29 protein-coding genes (1 of these 29 cut by a window edge) are annotated in these 17,808 nt (G+C 54.4%); 2 read left to right on the forward strand and 27 right to left on the reverse strand.

Going from position 1 to position 17,808, the window contains the following annotated elements; translation table 11 throughout:
- Window positions 1–158, reverse strand: partial view of a stage II sporulation protein M gene (locus tag PD282_RS24175; RefSeq protein WP_274653945.1) — the 5' end (the start) only. It extends 457 nt beyond the left edge of the window; the window shows 158 of its 615 coding nt (coding positions 1–158); the start codon lies at window positions 156–158; its stop codon lies beyond the left edge, outside the window.
- Between the two features lie 108 nt (window positions 159–266).
- Between PD282_RS24175 and pdaB the strand changes: the two genes are divergently transcribed.
- Window positions 267–1,070, forward strand: coding sequence for a polysaccharide deacetylase family sporulation protein PdaB (pdaB, locus tag PD282_RS24180; RefSeq protein WP_274653947.1), 804 nt, complete (start codon window positions 267–269; stop codon window positions 1,068–1,070).
- A gap of 7 nt (window positions 1,071–1,077) precedes the next feature.
- On the opposite strand, the gene PD282_RS24185 is transcribed toward pdaB, so the two are convergent.
- A complete protein-coding gene (locus PD282_RS24185; protein WP_274653949.1) occupies window positions 1,078–1,710 on the reverse strand; it encodes a KinB-signaling pathway activation protein in 633 nt (210 codons plus the stop codon).
- A 172-nt stretch (window positions 1,711–1,882) separates the two neighbouring features.
- On the opposite strand from PD282_RS24185, the gene gerD reads away from it, so the two are divergent.
- On the forward strand, window positions 1,883–2,536 hold the full coding sequence (gerD, locus tag PD282_RS24190; RefSeq protein WP_274653951.1) for a spore germination lipoprotein GerD: 654 nt from the start codon (window positions 1,883–1,885) through the stop codon (window positions 2,534–2,536).
- A gap of 43 nt (window positions 2,537–2,579) precedes the next feature.
- Here the strand turns inward: gerD and PD282_RS24195 are convergent, their stop codons facing one another.
- The 25 genes from PD282_RS24195 to rplE all read right to left on the reverse strand — a co-directional run bounded on the left by PD282_RS24195 (window position 2,580) and on the right by rplE (window position 17,790).
- Window positions 2,580–3,701, reverse strand: a complete 1,122-nt coding sequence (locus tag PD282_RS24195; RefSeq protein WP_274653953.1) for an Mrp/NBP35 family ATP-binding protein — start codon at window positions 3,699–3,701, stop codon at window positions 2,580–2,582.
- 115 nt (window positions 3,702–3,816) lie between these two features.
- Entirely contained in the window at window positions 3,817–4,602 is a 786-nt protein-coding gene (cwlD, locus tag PD282_RS24200) for an N-acetylmuramoyl-L-alanine amidase CwlD (protein WP_274653955.1), read from the reverse strand.
- A 124-nt stretch (window positions 4,603–4,726) separates the two neighbouring features.
- Window positions 4,727–5,893, reverse strand: a complete 1,167-nt coding sequence (gene sat, locus PD282_RS24205; RefSeq protein ID WP_274653957.1) for a sulfate adenylyltransferase — start codon at window positions 5,891–5,893, stop codon at window positions 4,727–4,729.
- A gap of 17 nt (window positions 5,894–5,910) precedes the next feature.
- Window positions 5,911–6,603, reverse strand: a complete 693-nt coding sequence (locus PD282_RS24210) for a phosphoadenylyl-sulfate reductase (RefSeq protein ID WP_274653959.1) — start codon at window positions 6,601–6,603, stop codon at window positions 5,911–5,913.
- Window positions 6,604–6,750: 147 nt separating this feature from the next.
- On the reverse strand, window positions 6,751–7,143 hold the full coding sequence (gene rpsI / locus PD282_RS24215; RefSeq protein WP_274653961.1) for a 30S ribosomal protein S9: 393 nt from the start codon (window positions 7,141–7,143) through the stop codon (window positions 6,751–6,753).
- A gap of 20 nt (window positions 7,144–7,163) precedes the next feature.
- Window positions 7,164–7,601 carry a 50S ribosomal protein L13 gene (rplM, locus tag PD282_RS24220; protein ID WP_274653963.1) on the reverse strand — a complete coding sequence of 146 codons (438 nt, stop codon included), beginning with the start codon at window positions 7,599–7,601 and terminating at the stop codon, window positions 7,164–7,166.
- 225 nt (window positions 7,602–7,826) lie between these two features.
- Window positions 7,827–8,564 carry a tRNA pseudouridine(38-40) synthase TruA gene (truA, locus tag PD282_RS24225; RefSeq protein ID WP_274653965.1) on the reverse strand — a complete coding sequence of 246 codons (738 nt, stop codon included), beginning with the start codon at window positions 8,562–8,564 and terminating at the stop codon, window positions 7,827–7,829.
- 73 nt (window positions 8,565–8,637) lie between these two features.
- On the reverse strand, window positions 8,638–9,003 hold the full coding sequence (rplQ, locus tag PD282_RS24230; RefSeq protein ID WP_274653967.1) for a 50S ribosomal protein L17: 366 nt from the start codon (window positions 9,001–9,003) through the stop codon (window positions 8,638–8,640).
- 39 nt (window positions 9,004–9,042) lie between these two features.
- Window positions 9,043–9,987 (reverse strand): DNA-directed RNA polymerase subunit alpha, encoded by a 945-nt coding sequence (locus PD282_RS24235; protein WP_274653969.1) that lies wholly within the window; start codon window positions 9,985–9,987, stop codon window positions 9,043–9,045.
- A 129-nt stretch (window positions 9,988–10,116) separates the two neighbouring features.
- Window positions 10,117–10,512 carry a 30S ribosomal protein S11 gene (gene rpsK, locus PD282_RS24240; protein WP_148933645.1) on the reverse strand — a complete coding sequence of 132 codons (396 nt, stop codon included), beginning with the start codon at window positions 10,510–10,512 and terminating at the stop codon, window positions 10,117–10,119.
- A 19-nt stretch (window positions 10,513–10,531) separates the two neighbouring features.
- Entirely contained in the window at window positions 10,532–10,900 is a 369-nt protein-coding gene (rpsM, locus tag PD282_RS24245) for a 30S ribosomal protein S13 (RefSeq protein WP_274653972.1), read from the reverse strand.
- A gap of 16 nt (window positions 10,901–10,916) precedes the next feature.
- Complete coding sequence (gene rpmJ / locus PD282_RS24250) at window positions 10,917–11,030, reverse strand: 50S ribosomal protein L36 (protein ID WP_003333770.1); 114 nt, start codon at window positions 11,028–11,030, stop codon at window positions 10,917–10,919.
- A 43-nt stretch (window positions 11,031–11,073) separates the two neighbouring features.
- The gene (gene infA / locus PD282_RS24255; RefSeq protein WP_219874756.1) at window positions 11,074–11,289 is read right to left on the reverse strand and encodes a translation initiation factor IF-1; all 216 of its coding nucleotides are present in this window, start codon (window positions 11,287–11,289) and stop codon (window positions 11,074–11,076) included.
- 2 nt (window positions 11,290–11,291) lie between these two features.
- A complete protein-coding gene (locus tag PD282_RS24260) occupies window positions 11,292–11,582 on the reverse strand; it encodes a hypothetical protein (RefSeq protein WP_420832325.1) in 291 nt (96 codons plus the stop codon).
- Window positions 11,579–12,340 (reverse strand): type I methionyl aminopeptidase, encoded by a 762-nt coding sequence (gene map, locus PD282_RS24265; protein ID WP_274653974.1) that lies wholly within the window; start codon window positions 12,338–12,340, stop codon window positions 11,579–11,581. Before map ends, PD282_RS24260 begins: the two co-directional genes overlap by 4 nt.
- Window positions 12,337–12,990: an adenylate kinase gene (locus PD282_RS24270; protein WP_274653976.1), complete on the reverse strand. Its 654-nt coding sequence runs from the start codon at window positions 12,988–12,990 to the stop codon at window positions 12,337–12,339. Before PD282_RS24270 ends, map begins: the two co-directional genes overlap by 4 nt.
- Window positions 12,991–13,082: 92 nt before the next feature.
- Complete coding sequence (gene secY, locus PD282_RS24275) at window positions 13,083–14,384, reverse strand: preprotein translocase subunit SecY (protein ID WP_274653978.1); 1,302 nt, start codon at window positions 14,382–14,384, stop codon at window positions 13,083–13,085.
- Window positions 14,384–14,824 carry a 50S ribosomal protein L15 gene (gene rplO / locus PD282_RS24280; RefSeq protein ID WP_274653980.1) on the reverse strand — a complete coding sequence of 147 codons (441 nt, stop codon included), beginning with the start codon at window positions 14,822–14,824 and terminating at the stop codon, window positions 14,384–14,386. The genes secY and rplO overlap by 1 nt, the downstream gene beginning before the upstream one ends.
- A 47-nt stretch (window positions 14,825–14,871) precedes the next feature.
- A complete protein-coding gene (gene rpmD / locus PD282_RS24285) occupies window positions 14,872–15,057 on the reverse strand; it encodes a 50S ribosomal protein L30 (protein WP_274653982.1) in 186 nt (61 codons plus the stop codon).
- A 13-nt stretch (window positions 15,058–15,070) separates the two neighbouring features.
- On the reverse strand, window positions 15,071–15,568 hold the full coding sequence (gene rpsE / locus PD282_RS24290) for a 30S ribosomal protein S5 (RefSeq protein WP_274653983.1): 498 nt from the start codon (window positions 15,566–15,568) through the stop codon (window positions 15,071–15,073).
- 31 nt (window positions 15,569–15,599) lie between these two features.
- Complete coding sequence (rplR, locus tag PD282_RS24295; RefSeq protein WP_274653985.1) at window positions 15,600–15,968, reverse strand: 50S ribosomal protein L18; 369 nt, start codon at window positions 15,966–15,968, stop codon at window positions 15,600–15,602.
- A 66-nt stretch (window positions 15,969–16,034) separates the two neighbouring features.
- Window positions 16,035–16,577, reverse strand: a complete 543-nt coding sequence (gene rplF, locus PD282_RS24300) for a 50S ribosomal protein L6 (RefSeq protein ID WP_274653987.1) — start codon at window positions 16,575–16,577, stop codon at window positions 16,035–16,037.
- Window positions 16,578–16,607: 30 nt separating this feature from the next.
- Window positions 16,608–17,006: a 30S ribosomal protein S8 gene (gene rpsH, locus PD282_RS24305; protein ID WP_274653989.1), complete on the reverse strand. Its 399-nt coding sequence runs from the start codon at window positions 17,004–17,006 to the stop codon at window positions 16,608–16,610.
- 33 nt (window positions 17,007–17,039) lie between these two features.
- Window positions 17,040–17,225, reverse strand: a complete 186-nt coding sequence (locus tag PD282_RS24310; RefSeq protein ID WP_185121710.1) for a type Z 30S ribosomal protein S14 — start codon at window positions 17,223–17,225, stop codon at window positions 17,040–17,042.
- A 22-nt stretch (window positions 17,226–17,247) separates the two neighbouring features.
- Complete coding sequence (rplE, locus tag PD282_RS24315; RefSeq protein ID WP_274653992.1) at window positions 17,248–17,790, reverse strand: 50S ribosomal protein L5; 543 nt, start codon at window positions 17,788–17,790, stop codon at window positions 17,248–17,250.
- Window positions 17,791–17,808: the final 18 nt, after the last annotated feature.

Below are 17,808 nucleotides of genomic sequence, written 5' to 3' on the forward strand. Positions count from 1 at the left end.
GCCATTTGTTTCAATCCGGTCAACTGATGCTCGATAAACGCTTCGAACGCCGGATTCGTCCCCCCTACGACCATTCCCGCCAATAAAATGACGGAGCTGAGCGCCAAGTAATGCCGCATCGTTTTAAGATGTCTGAAGATTTCCCGGAGAGCGAACACCGCTTCATCCTCCCTTTTCAATCGTTTATTATTCTTGCCCGGCATGAAGTTCGTTGTACGAGCATAAGTTGTACTAGAAACAAGCCCTTTTTTGAGAGGAGCGTCCGAATGAACCTGTTTTATGTCATGAACGGCCGAAAACTGAAGCGTTATTTTCTCATTTGCGTCGGGGTGCTGTTTTCCGCCGGCGTCGTTTATGCGGAAAAGGATAATGTGACGGTTTTTGCGCCTCAGCTGCCTGCGGCGATCTACAGCGTGCCGACGGACAAAAAAATTGTGGCCTTGACGTTCGACATCAGCTGGGGGGAAAAGAAAACCGAGCCGATCCTGAATATGCTGAAGGAACAAAATGTGACGAAAGCAACTTTCTTCCTCTCCTCGCCTTGGGCGCAGACGCATACGGATATCGTCAAAAAAATCGTCGATGCCGGATATGAAATCGGCAGTCACGGACACAAACACGAAAATTACAGCAAATTAAACGACGAAGAAATCCGGAAGCAGATTCAGACCGCCAACACGATTCTGGCGCAGGTGACGGGAAAAGCGCCGAATTTGATCCGTTTGCCAAACGGCGATTTTGACAAAAGGGTGCTCCGTATCGCGGAAGAGCTGAACTATACCGTGATTCAATGGGATACTGATTCCCTCGACTGGATGAATATCGGCACGGATAAAATTATTAACCGCGTCGTCAGCAAGGCGCATCCGGGCGATATCATCCTGATGCATGCAAGCGATTCGGTCAAACAAACGGCGGCCGCCCTTCCCGCCATTATCGGTCAGCTCCGGGCCAAAGGCTACGAATTCGTCACGGTCTCCGAGCTGCTTGCCCAAACCGACCTTCAGGGAAAAACGGTTCGGGATAAATCGGCCATGGTCGATCAATTGAACGCCGCCGTCAATTTTTAATCAAAAGTTATTTCGCAACCGGCTTCGCATTCGCTGCGGTGCCGGTTGTTTGTTTGCCGACAAGCCGGTGCAGCCACATAATTTGGTAAGCATTGCAGACGAACAACGGAATCATCATAAACGGGATGGAACTCGGATTGCTCCCTTCGCCTTGAAGACTCGGCCACGCTTCGAGTACCGTGACGACCACCTGCAAAAACATGGTCGGGACAAAAGCGTTGACGTTCGTACGCTTCACTTTCCAATAGCTAACGGCCCAAGCAGCGGCAGCCAACAGAAGCGGAACGGCCAAAAACATCCAGCTGCCCAGCAATTTGCGGTCCAGGTACAGCATATATCCAAGTCCGCCGAGCGTAAACAGGGTTGTATAGGCTTGGAGCGCGTTCCACAGGTAGCTTTTGCGAAAAACGCTCAGGGCAATATAATTCAACGTCAAATATGCGAAAAAGCCCATTTGGCTGAAGGCGCCGAACAACAAGCCGACGAGCGCCATCATCAGCGCATTGAAGCTGGCCGCCTCGAGTCCCATGAAGCCGAACGATTTATCCGTCCACTGCATGACGGTGCCGACGACGACGGTAGCAGCTCCGCCGACGGCCATCGTGCTCCAGAATAAAAAGAACCATTTTCGCAAATTCACGTCTGTCACTCCCATGGGTTAATGGCTTGCAGGAAACGGACGGTGTAAGTCCACCCTTTATTTTACCACGTTCACTATAAAAAGCTACGCGGCGGGTATGATAATCCCCTGAACAATGTCGCATACTACTACCCAAGAATTACGGTGCTTCGACAGAAGGGAGACACGGGTTATGTTGAAACGCTGCGCATTTTTGCCCGCTTTTCTGGCGCTGATGGTTCTGGCGACGGGCTGCGGCTCGGAGCCGTCCGGCGGCGGAGGAAGTGAAGCGCTCAGCTACAAAGACATGAAGTCGATGGTAATTGACATCCTTAAAACCGAGGACGCGCAAAAAGCGCTGCAGGAGTCGACGATTTCATCCGTTGGCGGCTCCGGCTCGGGGATCAAGCTGCTGTCGGCCCAAGATCAGGAACAGCTCAAGATGGTGGTTAAGGAAACGCTGGTATCCCCCGATTATTATAAAGTCATTCAAAAGCTGATGACCGATCCGCGGTTCGCCGGCGAGTTCGCCAAGGCCGTCAATAAGCAGAACAAGCAGATTCATAAAGACCTGCTAAAGGATCCGGCTTATCAGCGCGATCTGATGCAGGTGATGAAAAGCCCCGAGATGGACCGCATGATTTTGGAGGTACTGCAAAGCACTCAATACCGTAAACAAGTGAAGACGATTATGCAGGAATCGATGTCAAGTCCGCTGTTCCGGCTGGAAATTTTGGATTTGATGAAAAAGGCCGTGCAGGAAGAACTGAAACCTAAGCCGGACGAAAAGGTGACGAAACAAGGCGGCGGTGAAGGCGGCGAAGGCGGCGACCAAAGCTCCACTTAAACACGAAAAACCGGAGCGCCCGTTTGGCTCCGGTTTTCGATGTTTATTTGCCGCATTTTGCGATGACGCGGTCGGCGACTTCCGCGTACAGCTTGCCGGCGGCCGAATCTTCCTTATAGACCGAAGGCGAAAAATCAGGCTCGGACGGGTGGTTGTCCGGCGCGCCGAGCGGAATTTGCGCCAGCAGATCGGTATTCAGCTGCTCGGCCAGCTTGGCGCCGCCGCCGCGGCCGAATACGTAGTCGATTTCGCCGTTGCGGCTGACGTAATACGACATGTTCTCCACCACGCCCAAAATTTCGTGCTCCGTCTTTATCGCCATCGCCCCTGCCCTCGCCGCGACGAAAGCTGCCGTGGCGTGCGGCGTCGTCACAATGATCTCCTTGCTGTGCGGAATCATCTGATGGACATCGAGTGCCACGTCCCCCGTTCCGGGCGGAAGGTCGAGCAGCATATAATCAAGCTCGCCCCATTCGATTTCGGCAAAGAAGTTGCGGAGCATTTTGCCGAGCATCGGGCCGCGCCAGACGATCGGGGCGTTATCTTCGACGAAAAATCCCATCGAGATGACTTTCACGCCGAAGCGCTCAATCGGAATGACGCGCTCGTTCTCGACATTGGGCCGCTCCTCGATGCCCATCATATCGGGCACGCTGAAGCCGTAAATATCCGCGTCGATGATGCCGACGCGTTTGCCCTTGCGGGCCAGGGCGACCGCGAGATTCACGGTCACCGTCGATTTGCCGACGCCGCCTTTACCGCTGGCGACGGCGATGAACTCAACGCCGCTGCCCTCGCGCAGCAGCGGCGAAGGCGGGGGCGCGGCCCCGGGGCCCCGATGGGGCCGCGCGCCTGCGGCCGGCTGGCCGCCGGCGGCTCTGCCCGCGGCGGCCCCGCCGCTCCCGCCTGCGGCGGCGCCGTGCGCGCCGCCGGCCGGCGCATCACCGGCCCGAAACCGAAGATGAACGGTTTCGGCGCCGGCCCTCTCCAGCGCTTCGCGCAGCGCGCCTTCCAGCGCGGACCGCTGGGCTTCATCGGCGATTTGAACCGTCATCGAGACGCCGGCATCTTTCACAACAACATCGCGGATCGCGATCGCCTGCTCCGCGCTAAAAGCGGCCGCCGCGCGTTCCGCGGCCGCAATGGCTTCTTCACGGGTCAACATTGGGCTGTTCGTCTCCTGTCCGTTAATTCGTTTATGGCAGCGTATGCCTGCCAATGCTGCATCTGGTATTTAAAATGATTATAACATAAATCGGTGTTTGACCAAGCCGTGCCGTTTAGCTGCCCGATTTCCCGCCGCCGGATACGCCGCTCCATTTTTCCCCTGCCGTATATCGAAGGATGCCTTGATAAATCGAGGCCGCCACTTTCTTCTGGTAGTTGGCATCGGCCAGCAGCGTCGATTCGCCGGGATGAGACAAAAAGCCGACCTCCACCAGCGCGCTCGGAATCTCTCCGACCGCCTTCAGCAAATAAACGGTATTGACCGTAGCCGCGACCCGCTGCGTGTTCTGCAGGTTCCGCTTGATCTCATCCTGGATCAGCGAAGCAAGGACAGCGTTATCCGGATGGTTCGGATAGAAAAACGTCTGCGCACCCGACCATCTTGGGGACGGAATACTGTTCATATGAATGCTGATGAGCAGGGACGCCTGCTTATCCTTCACGAACTGCGCCCGTTTCGTCAAATCCTCCGTTTTGCGCCGACTTAATTTCTGAGTGCCGTCTTCCGCCAAATCGTAGTCGCCCTCCCGCGTCATGACGACAACGGCGCCCGCCTGCTGCAGGAAATCCCGGAGCTGCAGAGCGATCGCCAAATTCAGGTCCTTTTCCACCACGCCCTGCTTGCTGACCGCTCCTCCGTCGGCTCCGCCGTGCCCCGCATCGATGGCAATCGTTTTGCCCGACAACGGCAGCGTCCAGTAGGTCCATGTCCGTGTCACCGGCACTTCCTCGGTCAGTACCAGCACGGTGAGCAGCACCGCGATCATGCCGATCCCGATCCGCAGCGCTCCCCGGTATGTAATCCAGACAACCAGCCGGTTACGAATGTTGCGACGCATGCAAAAAACCACCCCATCCCCAGCGATGATTTCCGGCAGGCCTGTCTGACCTGCGCTTCAGTACATCTTATGGGACGAGGCGGCTTCATATGCGGACAATGCGCAATTTAATTCGGTCTGATTGTCAGGAGACCGGCTGTTCGGCCATCCCTTCGATCAAAATTTTGGCCACTTCCGGGCGCGAAAATTCCGGAGGCGGGCATACGCCTTCTCTCAGCATCGCGCGAACCTTTGTTCCGGAAAGCGTCAAATGATCTTCTTTGCCATGCGGACATGTCTTGTTCGATGCCATATTGCCGCATTTCTTGCAGAAGAAGCTGTGCTCGAAGAACAGCGGCGTAATGCCGAGATCCTCCGGTGGGAACGAAGCGAGGCGCTCCTGCGCTTCATACGTGCCATAATAATCGCCCACGCCCGCATGGTCGCGGCCGACAATAAAATGCGTGCATCCGTAATTTTTCCGAACGAGCGCATGGAATACCGCTTCACGCGGACCGGCATAGCGCATGGCCGCCGGGAATACACCGAGGAATACGCGGTCCTTCGGATAGTAATTTTCCAGCAGCGCAATGTAACTTTTCATTCGTACTACGGCCGGTACGTCGTCCGATTTCGTTTCACCCACGAGCGGGTTGAGAAAAAGCCCGTCGACGATTTCCATCGCCGATTTCTGAATGTATTCGTGTGCACGGTGAACCGGATTCCGGGTCTGGAAGCCGACAACTTTCTTCCAGCCTTTCTCGGCGAAGATTTTTCGCGTTTGTTCCGGGGTAAAATAAAATTCATTGAACTTCTCCGGAACCGGACGGTTCAGCAGCGTAATCGGCCCGCCGATATACGTGGATGGCCGGCTGTACAGCTTGGCAACGCCCGGATGCGCTTCTTCATCCGTTTTGAATACGTTTCGCGCCTCATGCTTTTGATCCACGTTATAAATGCTTTCCACAGTAATCACGGCATACAGAACGCCGTCCTCGCCTGCCAGCGTTACACGCTGCCCGACCGACAGCTCCGACGCTGTAGATGCCTCAACGGCAAGAGTGATCGGGATACTCCATACCAATCCGCTGGCCAGACGCATATTTTCGACGACGGACCGGTAATCCGCTTCGTTCATAAAGCCGGTCAGCGGCGAAAATGCGCCGACTGCGATCAAATCGAGATCGGAAATGGTCCATTTGCTTACTTCGATCGTTTTCAGGGAGCTGGCTTCCGTAAGAAGCGCCTCGCGCTCCGCTCCGGCTGCGATCCGGTTGACCAGTACGCCGCCATGCGGTTGAATGCTGCTCATTATGAATAAAAACCTCCTTATTTATGCAATCCGCATTCCGTCTTGTCGGTACCCGCCCAGCGTCCTGCACGCGGATCCTCGCCCGGCATCACCTGACGCGTGCAGTATTCGCAGCCAATCGACGGGTAGTTACGGTCATGCAGCGGATTATAAATCACGTCGTTCTCGCGGATATAATTCCATACGTCTTCCGATGTCCAGCTTGCGAGCGGATTGAATTTAATCAGACCGAATTTTGTATCATATTCAACCTTTTTCGCATTTGCCCGCGTTGGTGCCTGGTCCCTGCGAATGCCGGTAATCCAGGCGTCGTATTTGGACAATATTTTCGTTAATGGCTGCACTTTGCGGATGCTGCAGCATTGATTCGGATCGCTTTTCCACAGCTCGGCCCCGTGGCGTTCCGCTTGCTGCTCCGGCGTCAGTTCCGGCTTCACCTGCACAAAAGTCATGCCGTAACGCTCGATCATACGGTCGCGCGTCTCATACGTTTCTTTAAAGTGAAAATCGGTATCCAAATAGAAAATGTCCGTCTTCGGGCTGATCTTCTGCAGCATATCAACCAGCACAACGTCCTCTGCACCAAAACTGCACGCGAACGTAATCTTCGGAAATGTTTCGACCGCATATTGCAAAATCGCTTCCGGCGCGGCGTTTTCAAGCTCTTCCGCTTTCTGCGTAACCAGTGCTTCTTTTTCGAACAAATTCATGGCCGTTGCCCTCCAATGTGAATTCCTAGTAAATCCATCTACATTAGATTATAAAGGCTCCCTGCCTATTGTTCAATGACTGAAATGCGCCAAAAATATGAAAAATACCTCTCCCGGCACGCAGGAAAGGTATTTTGCTTCGTCACATTAACGTTTAGAGAACTGAGGTGCGCGGCGTGCCGCTTTAAGTCCGTATTTCTTCCGTTCTTTCATGCGCGGATCGCGGGTCAAGAATCCTGCACGCTTGAGCACCGGCCGAAATTCAGGATCGGCCTTCAGCAGTGCGCGGGAAATCCCGTGGCGGATTGCACCGGCTTGACCGGAAATGCCGCCGCCTGAAGCAATGACGATCACATCGTATTTACTGCCCGTTTCCGTCAGGGCAAGCGGTTGTTTTACGATCAACTTCAGCGTTTCGAGACCGAAGTATTCGTTGAGATCGCGTTTATTGATGACAATTCGTCCTTCACCCGGTACAAGGCGTACGCGTGCAACGGAGTGTTTCCGACGACCGGTTCCGTAGTATTGAACTTGAGCCATGAAACTGTCCTCCCTCTCAATTAACCGCGAAGTTCGTAAACTTCCGGATTTTGTGCTTGATGCGGATGTTCCGAACCGGCATATACTTTCAATTTCAGCTTCATTTTCTCGCCCAGGCGGTTCTTCGGCAGCATGCCGTGAATCGCTTGCTCCAGTACGCGGATCGGTTTGTTCTTGATCATGTCCTGCGCGGACGTCACTTTCAAGCCGCCCGGATACAGGGAGTGACGATAGTACATTTTGTTTTGCAGCTTTTTGCCCGTCAGGACAATTTTCTCCGCGTTGATCACAACGACAAAATCGCCCGTATCAACATGCGGCGTAAACTGCGGTTTATGCTTGCCGCGGATAAGCGCCGCCGCTTCGCTGGCCAGACGGCCGAGCGTCTTGCCTTCCGCATCGATGACGTACCATTTGCGTTCGACTTCGTTCGGCTTAGCCATGTAGGTGGTGCGCATGGAAGATCCTCCTTCTTCATGTAAACGACCGTTCATTCTCATGTATGAAGAAACGTTCACGTTTCATCGGTTCATTCGATTTTAGTCAAAGTCATTTTCGTTCATTTATGAGGCCGTCTAAGTCGGGGCTGTGGGAGAGCCACTTAGAAAGCACAAGTAATATTCTACTATACTGGGCGTTTATACGCAAGCAAATTGTTGGTTTACACCGCCAGCTTACTGCCGTTATTCGTACTCGACACTCCACAAAGCAAGACCATGCGCCATCGCCGTCGGACCGGCCGCCGTCCTGTCCTTCGCCGCCAAAATATCCGGCATATCCTCTGCCCTTCGCTTGCCCTCGCCGACGTCGATCAACGTTCCCGCGATAATGCGCACCATATTGTAGAGAAACCCGCTGCCGGTGACAAAAATGTCGAGCCGGCCTTCGCTTTCCTCGAGCCAGCCGTCATACAGCGTTCGAACGTGGCTGAGCTGCGTCGATTGGGTTGAGGTAAACGAAGTGAAATCGTGCTCGCCGATCAGCGCATTGAGCGCCAACCGCATAGCACGGATATCGAGAGGCGCATGATGATGAAAGCTGTACCTGCGGATGAACACGTTCGGAAAATGGCCCGTATCGATCGTATACCGGTACGTCTTGCGCTTGGCGGAAAACCGGGCGTGAAACTCGTCCGGCGCCTCATCCGCGGAAAGGACGACGATATCGTCCGGGAGCCGCGAGTTCAGCGCCAGCGCCCATCGTTCGATCGGTATTTTCGCCTCGGTATGGAAGTTGATGACCTGTCCCCGCGCATGAACGCCCGCATCGGTGCGTCCGGATCCGATTATGCGGATGCCTTCGCGGGTCAGGCTGCAGATCCCCGTTTCAAGGACGTCCTGAATCGTATTGCCGCCCGGCTGCGTCTGAAATCCGTTATAGCGGTTCCCGTCGTAGCTGACGACCATTCGCACATTCATCATCCTGCACCTCCTTTCCGCGAGCGGCGTGCCGGGCAATAAAAAAAGGTGGCCGCAAGGTCCACCCTTTCCTTATTTACGCACGGTCAACCAGTTCCAAGTACACCATAGGTGCCGAGTCACCGCGGCGAGGTCCCAGCTTCAAGATCCGCGTGTAACCGCCCGCACGTTCCGAGTAACGGGTAGCCAGTTCCGAGAACAGCTTTTGAATTGCATCCTGCTCGCCGTCGATCGTTTCGCGACGGACGAACGCCGCCGCTTGACGACGGGCGTGAAGATCGCCGCGTTTCGCCAGCGTAATCAGCTTCTCTGCGATGGGGCGAAGCTCCTTCGCCTTCGCTTCCGTCGTTTGGATGCGCTCGTACAGGAACAAATCGGTGACCAAGTCGCGGAACAACGCTTTGCGCGAGCTTGCGTCACGGCTCAGTTTAGAGTATGCCATAGATTTTCCCCTCCTTCTCCAAGATGTGCGTTCGTTCTTCTATTCTTCCATTCGGAGACCAAGACCGAGCTCTTCCAGCTTCTCCTGAACTTCCTCCAAAGACTTGCGGCCCAGGTTGCGGACCTTCATCATGTCTTCTTCGGTTTTCGTGATCAGCTCCTGCACGGTATTGATGCCCGCTCGCTTCAGACAGTTGTACGAACGTACCGAAAGATCCAGCTCCTCGATTGTCATTTCGAGTACTTTCTCTTTCTTGTCTTCTTCTTTTTCGACCATGATCTCCGCATCTTTCGCTTCGTCCGTCAACCCGACGAAAAGATCCAGATGCTCGGTCAAAATTTTGGCACCGAGGCTGACCGCCTCTTCCGGCCGAATGCTCCCGTCGGTCCATACTTCCAAAGTCAGCTTGTCATAGTTCGTTACTTGACCGACACGGGTATTTTCAACGCTGTAGTTGACGCGTGTAATTGGCGTGTAAATCGAATCGATCGGGATGACGCCGATCGGCTGGTCTTCACGTTTATTACGGTCCGCTTGCACGTAGCCGCGTCCACGGTTTGCGAAAACCCGCATATGGAGCCGCGCGCCGGAGGCCAAGGTAGCGATATGAAGATCAGGGTTTAAAATCTCGACATCGCTGTCTGCGCGAATATCGCCCGCCGTAACATTACCTTCGCCTTCCGCGTCGATTTCCAAAACCTTTTCTTCATCGGAATGGATCTTGAGCGAGAGGCTCTTCAGGTTCAGAATGATCTCGGTTACGTCCTCGATCACTCCCGGAACCGTGGAGAACTCGTGGAGCACACCGTCGATTTGAACCGAGGTCACTGCTGCACCGGGCAGCGACGACAACAGGATTCGGCGCAGCGAGTTCCCGAGCGTCGTGCCGTATCCGCGTTCTAACGGTTCGACTACGAAACGTCCGTATGTGCCTTCCTCGTTCAACTCTACGGTTTCGATTTTCGGCTTTTCGATCTCAATCACTAATAGTAACCTCCTTCAAAACGTCGCTCCGTTACCATGATCGCTAATGTAGTCAAATCATGTAGTATGCCAAACCTTCACAACCATTATTCACAAGTTGCAGATATTTGATACCACACGCTTCAAAGACTATACGCGACGACGTTTCGGCGGACGGCATCCGTTATGCGGAACCGGCGTGACGTCTTTAATGAGGTTAACTTCAAGACCTGCCGCCTGCAGCGAGCGGATTGCCGCTTCCCGGCCGGCGCCAGGGCCTTTTACCATCACTTCTACGGCTTTCATACCGTGCTCCATAGCCGCTTTCGCTGCCGATTCGGCCGCCATTTGCGCGGCGAACGGCGTGCTTTTGCGGGATCCTTTGAAGCCCAGGTTGCCCGAGCTGGCCCACGAAATTGCATTGCCGTGCGGATCGGTAATCGTAACGATCGTGTTATTGAACGTCGAGCGGATATGCGCAACGCCCGATTCGATATTTTTGCGGTCGCGGCGTTTGGTGCGGACCACTTTTTTCGGTTTAGCCATTGTACGTTATCCCCCCTTATTATTTCTTCTTGTTCGCTACAGTCCGGCGAGGACCTTTGCGCGTACGAGCATTCGTTTTCGTCCGTTGACCGCGGACCGGAAGACCGCGGCGGTGGCGGATACCGCGATAGCAGCCGATTTCGATCAGCCGTTTGATGTTCAGGGAAATTTCGCGGCGAAGATCGCCTTCCACTTTAACCGAACGGTCGATCGCATCGCGCAGACGGCTGACTTCATCCTCCGTCAGATCGCGAACGCGGGTATCTTCGCTAATCTCGGTCGTTTGCAGAATCTTTTGCGACGTCGTTTTGCCGATTCCGAAAATGTACGTCAATGCGATGACGACGCGCTTGTCGCGCGGCAAGTCAACACCAGCAATACGTGCCATATACCGTTATCCCTCCTTATCCTTGTTTTTGTTTGTGTTTCGGATTTTCACAAATCACCATCACGTTGCCTTTGCGTCGAATGACTTTGCATTTTTCGCAAATCGGCTTGACCGAAGGTCTGACCTTCATTGTGATTACCTCCCGAATTCTTTCTTCCATAAGGCCGGCGGCCTTACTTCCGATAGGTAATGCGTCCTCTGGACAAATCGTAAGGCGACAACTGGACGACCACTTTATCTCCCGTCAGGATGCGGATAAAATGCATTCTGAGTTTACCCGATACATGGGCGAGAATCTGATGTCCGTTCTCCAGTTCCACCTTGAACATGGCGTTGGGCAGCGGCTCCACGACCGTACCTTCGACTTCAATCACGTCTTCTTTGGCCACAGTCATTCTCCTTTCCCTTGCAAAACCTTCTGAATCGCATAACGCAGTTTGGCGTTCGTTACCCGGCCGGTTTCCCGCATGCTGGTCTGCACTTCATGACTGACGGCCGGTTGCATCAGAAGATGCAGCACGTTTTTCTTCTTCGGTTGATCGAAGCGCCGCTTGTCGCCGTCCGCGATCAGAACGAAGCGTTCGTCGACGATGCCGATGACGACGGCGTACGTCCCTTCGTCCTTGCCGCGGAGCACCTTGACAATGCGGCCGATTTCGGGCACATGCTCCAATGCGCTCAACCTGCCTGCTCCCCGGATAGGGTTAATATTTCAAAGCCGTCCGCCGTTACGGCCACCGTATGCTCGAAATGAGCGCATAGGGAACCGTCCTCGGTGACGACCGTCCAATTATCCTCCAGTGTACGGACATAACGCTCGCCGATATTGACCATCGGCTCGATGGCGAGCACCATGCCGGGTTTCAGGCGCGGGCCGCGATCGGGTATGCCGTAGTTCGGAATTTGCGGTTCTTCATGGAGACTCGCTCCGATGCCGTGACCGACATATTCGCGAACGACGGAGAAGCCTGCAGCTTCAATCACTTTCTGAATCGCATGCGATACGGTGAATAACCGCACATCCGGTTTGACAAGCGCGAGCCCCGCGTAAAGCGATTCCTCCGTCACCTCGAGCAGACGTTTGGCATCATCGCCGATCTCGCCGACGCCGTAGGTCCAGGCCGAGTCGCCATGGTACCCTTCGTACTGCGCTCCGATGTCGATGCTGATGATATCGCCTTCGCTCAGCTTGCGCGGCCCCGGTATGCCGTGCACCAATTCTTCGTTCACAGAAGCGCATATGCTGCCAGGGAATGAGTTGTAGCCTTTGAATGAAGGTGTGGCGCCCTGACTTCGAATATAGGTTTCGGCTATTCCGTCCAGCTCCCGGGTCGTGATGCCGGGACGAATCGCTGCCTTAAGCAAACGGTGCGTCTCCGCCACAATCCGGCCAGCCTCTCTCATCAATCGCAATTCCGCTTCGGACTTGCAAATGATCATTCTGCCGAACCTCGCAAGCAGGATACGATATCCGCCGTGACCTCATCGATCTCCTTCTCGCCGTCCACTTCTCGCAAGACACCTTTTGCACTGTAATAATCGAGCAGCGGAGCCGTCTTGGAAATGTATTCGTCGAGACGCGTACCGACCTTCGCTTCCGTATCGTCTGACCGCTGGTACAGCTCGCCGCCGCATTTGTCGCATACGCCTTCCTGCTTCGGCGGGTTGAACATCACATGGTAGGTCGCTCCGCAGGATTTACAAATGCGGCGACCGGTCAGACGCGCAAGCAGGAGCCCGCGGTCAACCTTCAAGTTCACGACATGATCGATTGTGCGTCCCATCTCCGCCAGCATATCGTCAAGCGCTTCGGCCTGCTGAAGCGTGCGGGGAAAACCGTCGAGCAGGAAGCCTTTCATGCAATCGTCCTGCTGCAGCCGCTCGCGAACGATTCCGTTCGTGATCTCATCCGGAACGAGCAGGCCTTGATCGACGTATTCTTTCGCTTTCTGTCCGAGCGGCGTGCCCTGCTTCATCGCAAGACGAAACGCATCGCCGGTCGAGATGTGCGGAATGCCGAAGGCATCGACGATCCGCTCGGCCTGCGTGCCTTTGCCGGCGCCTGGAGGACCCATGAATAAAATGTTCATATGCGTGTTCCTCGCTTTAAATACAATAGGCTAGGGCCGGGTTCCGCCATCCGCCGAGCGAATGCCCGGAATCCCGAACGTGAACCTGATCGTTATTTATTGATAAACCCTTTGTAATGGCGCTTGATCAGCTGGGTCTCGATCTGCTTCATCGTATCGAGCGCAACGCCGATAACGATCAGAAGCGATGTGCCGCCGAGCCGAACGTCCCGCGGCAAGTCGGCCAGACTACCGAAAATAACCGGCAGGATCGAGATGAGCGCCAGGAAGATCGCTCCGCTCAAGGTCAGCCGCGACATGACCCGGGTGATGTAGGAGGACGTCGGCTTGCCCGGACGAATGCCCGGAATATATCCGCCGTTCTTCTTCATCTGATCGGCCATTTGCACCGGATTGATTTGCACGAACGTGTAGAAAAAGGTGAACCCGATGATCAGAATCACGTACAACACCATGCCGAGCGGCTGGTCGTAGTACAGGTTACTCTGTACCCATTGTGCCCAAGCATGCGTCGACCAAAACTGGGCGATGGTAATCGGGAACATCAGCAGCGAAACCGCAAAGATGACCGGAATGACGCCTGCACCGTTCACTTTGAGCGGAATATGCGTCGATTGGCCGCCGTACATTTTGCGTCCGACAACCCGTTTGGCATATTGAACCGGAATTTTCCGGATCCCCTGCTGAACGAAAATGACCCCCACGATAACCGCAACAATGACAATCAACACCAAGAGGATCTTGACAATGTTGAGAAACAAGTTGCCGGCATTGTCGACAAAGGTCGTCGTATAGATCGAGCGCACGTGCGTAGGGATACGAGCGACGATCCCGGCAAAAATCAGGATCGAAATCCCGTTGCCGATCCCTTTCTCCGTAATCTGTTCGCCGAGCCACATGAGAAAGGAGACGCCGGCCGTCAGAATGATCGCAATCATGATGTAATCCGTGATAGTTGCCCCCGGAATCATCTGATATTGATATTGACGGTTAAAACCGATCGCCGTGCCGAAGCCCTGGATCAAACCGAGGATGACCGTACCGTAACGCGTAATTTGCGTCAGCTTCTTCTTGCCGCTTTCGCCCTCTTTGGCCCATTCGGCAAAACGCGGAATCACATCCATCGAGAGCAGCTGGACGATGATCGAAGCCGTAATGTACGGCATGATCCCAAGCGCCAAAATCGAGAATTGATACAGCGCCCCGCCGGAGAACGTGTTCAGCAAGCCGAACAAACCTTCACCGGATTGGCCTGCTTGCTGAAGAACGCTTTTATCGACGCCGGGAACCGGGATAAACGTACCGATCCGGTAAACGAGCAAGATGAACAGTGTGAACAAAATCCGTTTGCGCAGGTCTTCTACCTTCCAAATGTTGGAGACGGTCTTGAACATTAGATCACCTCGGTTTTACCGCCGGCAGCCTGGATTTTCTCTACCGCAGATTGAGAGAACTTGTTTGCTTTCACCGTCAGCTGGACGCTGATTTCGCCATTGCCGAGAACCTTGATGCCCGCGAGCGGGTTCTTTACGATCCCCTGCTCCATCAAGAGCTCAGGCGTCACTTCCGTGCCGGCTGCAAAGCTGTTCAGCTCATCGATGTTCACAATCGCGTACTCCTTACGGAACGGGTTATTGAAACCGCGTTTCGGCAAACGGCGGTACAATGGGTTTTGACCGCCCTCGAAGCCCGGACGGACGCCGCCGCCGGAACGGGCGTTTTGACCTTTGTGACCTTTGCCGGCCGTCTTGCCGTTGCCGCTGCCGATACCGCGTCCTACGCGAAAGCTTGCTTTGCGGGACCCTTCTGCAGGCTTCAGATCATGCAATTTCATCGTGTGCTGCACCTCCTTCTATTTTTTGAACTGCCTGTATTGCAATCTTATCCTTGTACTTCTTCGACTTTCACCAAATGGCTGACATGGTTCACCATGCCGCGAATGGCCGGGTTGTCGTTGTGAACAACCGTTTGATGAAGCTTGCGCAAACCGAGCGTTTTCACAGTCATGCGCTGCTTCTCGTTACGGCCGATCAGGCTGCGAACGAGGGTGATTTGCAATTTTGCCATCGTGTTCCCCTCCTTAACCCAAGAGCTCTTGTACGGTTTTTCCGCGCAGTTTGGCAACGTCCTCGGCGCGTTTCAGGCGGGTGAGGCCTTCCAGCGTCGCGTTGACCATGTTCATGGAATTGGAAGAACCGAGCGACTTTGTCAAAATGTCGCCCACGCCTGCAAGCTCGAGAACGGCACGAACAGGACCGCCCGCAATAACGCCGGTACCTTCCGATGCCGGCTTGAGCAGCACGCGTCCTGCGCCGAAATGTCCGAGCACCTGGTGCGGAATCGTTGTATTGACAAGCGGGACATGGATCAGGTTTTTCTTCGCATCCTCGATGCCTTTGCGGATGGCGTCCGGAACCTCGGATGCCTTACCGATGCCTGCGCCGACGTAACCTTTGCCGTCACCGACAACGACCAGTGCGCTAAAGCTGAAACGGCGTCCGCCTTTTACAACTTTCGCTACACGGTTGATTTGGACTACCTTTTCCGTTAATTCTAACGCATTCGGATCTATACGCAAGTCGTCTTACCTCCTTGTTAAGTGGTATCGTTTAAAATTCAAGCCCTGCTTCGCGGGCTGCATCGGCAAGCGCTTGAACACGTCCATGGTACAAGTAACCGCCGCGGTCGAAAACGACTTCCGTTACGCCTTTCTCTTTGGCGCGGTTTGCGATCAGCTCGCCGATTTTACGCGCTGCTTCCACGTTGCCGCCGTTGCCGATTTGGCCGGCCAGCTCTTTATCCTTCGTAGAAGCGGCAGCGATCGTTACGCCTTGAACGTCGTCGATCAGCTGGGCGTAAATGTGCTTGGAAGAACGAAAAACAGACAAACGCGGACGTGCCGTCGTTCCGCTGATTTTCTTGCGCACGCGCAGGTGGCGTTTCAAACGGGCCTTGTTTTTATCGCCTTTTGTAATCATTCGTTGTACGCTCCTTTCCTAGTATGCTTTCAGGATGCTATCCGATCAAGCGATCCGCCGGAACGCTTATTTCTTCTTGCCGGCCTTGCCTTCCTTGCGAAGGATGCGTTCGCCTTCGTACTTGATCCCTTTGCCTTTATACGGCTCGGGCTCGCGCACGGAGCGGATTTTCGCCGCGGTAGCGCCGACGAGCTCCTTGTCGATGCCTTTCACGACGATCCTCGTGTTCGAAGGTACTTCGAACTCGATGCCCTTCTCCGGTGCGATTTCAACCGGGTGGGAGTATCCCACGTTCAGGACCACTTTCTCGCCGGATTTGTTCGCACGGTATCCAACGCCTACGAGCTCGAGGCTTTTGGCGAAGCCCTCGGTTACTCCGTTCACCATGTTGGCGATGACGCTGCGGGTCGTACCGTGCAGAGAGCGATGCAGTTTATTGTCGGAAGGACGTTCGATCGTGATGATGCTGTCCGCGAGGACCACCTTCATATCTTTGTGGATTTCGCGGCTGAGCGTACCCTTCGGTCCTTTAACGGTAATGACGCTGTTGGCCAGGTCGATGTTGACGCCGCCTGGAATTTGAATCGGTTTACGGCCAATACGAGACATGGTTACACCTCCAATCGTTGTGACGCTTGATTACCAAACGTAGCAAATCACTTCGCCGCCGGATTTCACCTGACGGGCTTCTTTATCGGTCATAATCCCTTTGGACGTGGAGATGATTGCCACTCCGAGACCGCCCAAAACGCGAGGGACTTCGGTTGATTTCGTATATACGCGCAGGCCGGGCTTGCTGATACGCTTCAGTCCGGTAATGACGCGCTCTTGGTTCGGGCCGTATTTCAGAAAAATACGGATGATCCCTTGTTTGTTGTCTTCGATATACTCAGCATCGCGGATAAAGCCCTCGCGTTTCAAAATCTCGGCGATCTGCTTCTTCACTTTCGAAGCGGGCATTTCCACGGTTTCATGGCGCACAACGTTGGCGTTGCGGATGCGCGTCAGCATATCTGCGATCGGATCAGACATAACCATTTGTGTGAACCTCCTTCCCGATACTCAAGCCGTTTACCAGCTTGCTTTTTTAACGCCAGGAATCTGGCCTTTGTATGCTAATTCACGGAAACAAATCCGGCAAATTTTAAACTTTTGCAATACGGAATGCGGACGGCCGCAGCGTTCGCAGCGCGTGTAGGCGCGCACTTTGAATTTCGGCGGGCGCTGCTGCTTGATTTTCATCGAAGTTTTTGCCACTTGGTTCTACACCTCCTGTGGATTACTTCGCAAACGGCATGCCCAGTTGGGTCAGCAGCTCACGAGCTTCTTCGTCCGTTTTTGCCGTCGTGACGATGACGACGTCCATACCGCGCACTTTATCGACCTTATCGTACTCGATCTCCGGGAAGATGAGCTGTTCTTTCAATCCGAGCGTATAGTTGCCGCGTCCGTCGAACGCTCTCGTCGATACGCCGCGGAAGTCGCGGACGCGCGGAAGCGAAACGTTGAACAGCTTGTCGAGGAAATAGTACATGCGCTCGCCGCGCAGCGTAACTTTAACCCCGATCGGCATGTTCTCGCGAAGCTTGAAGCCCGCGATTGATTTCTTCGCACGGGTGACGACCGGTTTCTGACCGGCGATCAGACGAAGATCTTCGACAGCCGAATCCAGCACTTTGGAGTTGGCGACCGCTTCGCCTACCCCCATGTTGATCACGACTTTCTCGACCTTCGGCACTTGCATGACGGTCGTATAGTTAAACTTCTGCATCAGAGCAGGCGTAATTTCGTTCAGAAAACGATCTTTCATTCTTACTGCCATTGCTTAGGGTCCTCCTTT

Source organism: Paenibacillus humicola, from assembly GCF_028826105.1.
GTDB lineage: Bacteria > Bacillota > Bacilli > Paenibacillales > Paenibacillaceae > Paenibacillus_Z > Paenibacillus_Z humicola.

Excerpts from the sequence above, each read along its gene's own strand:
- pdaB (WP_274653947.1), top strand. The coding sequence starts at position 267 with ATGAACCTGTTTTATGTCATGAACGGCCGAAAACTGAAGCGTTATTTT.
- gerD (WP_274653951.1), top strand. The coding sequence starts at position 1,883 with ATGTTGAAACGCTGCGCATTTTTGCCCGCTTTTCTGGCGCTGATGGTT.
- PD282_RS24195 (WP_274653953.1), bottom strand. The coding sequence starts at position 3,701 with ATGTTGACCCGTGAAGAAGCCATTGCGGCCGCGGAACGCGCGGCGGCC.
- cwlD (WP_274653955.1), bottom strand. The coding sequence starts at position 4,602 with ATGCGTCGCAACATTCGTAACCGGCTGGTTGTCTGGATTACATACCGG.
- sat (WP_274653957.1), bottom strand. The coding sequence starts at position 5,893 with ATGAGCAGCATTCAACCGCATGGCGGCGTACTGGTCAACCGGATCGCA.
- PD282_RS24210 (WP_274653959.1), bottom strand. The coding sequence starts at position 6,603 with ATGAATTTGTTCGAAAAAGAAGCACTGGTTACGCAGAAAGCGGAAGAG.
- rpsI (WP_274653961.1), bottom strand. The coding sequence starts at position 7,143 with ATGGCTCAAGTTCAATACTACGGAACCGGTCGTCGGAAACACTCCGTT.
- rplM (WP_274653963.1), bottom strand. The coding sequence starts at position 7,601 with ATGCGCACCACCTACATGGCTAAGCCGAACGAAGTCGAACGCAAATGG.
- truA (WP_274653965.1), bottom strand. The coding sequence starts at position 8,564 with ATGATGAATGTGCGAATGGTCGTCAGCTACGACGGGAACCGCTATAAC.
- rplQ (WP_274653967.1), bottom strand. The coding sequence starts at position 9,003 with ATGGCATACTCTAAACTGAGCCGTGACGCAAGCTCGCGCAAAGCGTTG.
- rpsK (WP_148933645.1), bottom strand. The coding sequence starts at position 10,512 with ATGGCTAAACCGAAAAAAGTGGTCCGCACCAAACGCCGCGACCGCAAA.
- rpsM (WP_274653972.1), bottom strand. The coding sequence starts at position 10,900 with ATGGCACGTATTGCTGGTGTTGACTTGCCGCGCGACAAGCGCGTCGTC.
- rpmJ (WP_003333770.1), bottom strand. The coding sequence starts at position 11,030 with ATGAAGGTCAGACCTTCGGTCAAGCCGATTTGCGAAAAATGCAAAGTC.
- map (WP_274653974.1), bottom strand. The coding sequence starts at position 12,340 with ATGATCATTTGCAAGTCCGAAGCGGAATTGCGATTGATGAGAGAGGCT.
- PD282_RS24270 (WP_274653976.1), bottom strand. The coding sequence starts at position 12,990 with ATGAACATTTTATTCATGGGTCCTCCAGGCGCCGGCAAAGGCACGCAG.
- secY (WP_274653978.1), bottom strand. The coding sequence starts at position 14,384 with ATGTTCAAGACCGTCTCCAACATTTGGAAGGTAGAAGACCTGCGCAAA.
- rplO (WP_274653980.1), bottom strand. The coding sequence starts at position 14,824 with ATGAAATTGCATGATCTGAAGCCTGCAGAAGGGTCCCGCAAAGCAAGC.
- rpmD (WP_274653982.1), bottom strand. The coding sequence starts at position 15,057 with ATGGCAAAATTGCAAATCACCCTCGTTCGCAGCCTGATCGGCCGTAAC.
- rplR (WP_274653985.1), bottom strand. The coding sequence starts at position 15,968 with ATGATTACAAAAGGCGATAAAAACAAGGCCCGTTTGAAACGCCACCTG.
- rplF (WP_274653987.1), bottom strand. The coding sequence starts at position 16,577 with ATGTCTCGTATTGGCCGTAAACCGATTCAAATTCCAGGCGGCGTCAAC.
- rpsH (WP_274653989.1), bottom strand. The coding sequence starts at position 17,006 with ATGGTTATGTCTGATCCGATCGCAGATATGCTGACGCGCATCCGCAAC.
- rplE (WP_274653992.1), bottom strand. The coding sequence starts at position 17,790 with ATGGCAGTAAGAATGAAAGATCGTTTTCTGAACGAAATTACGCCTGCT.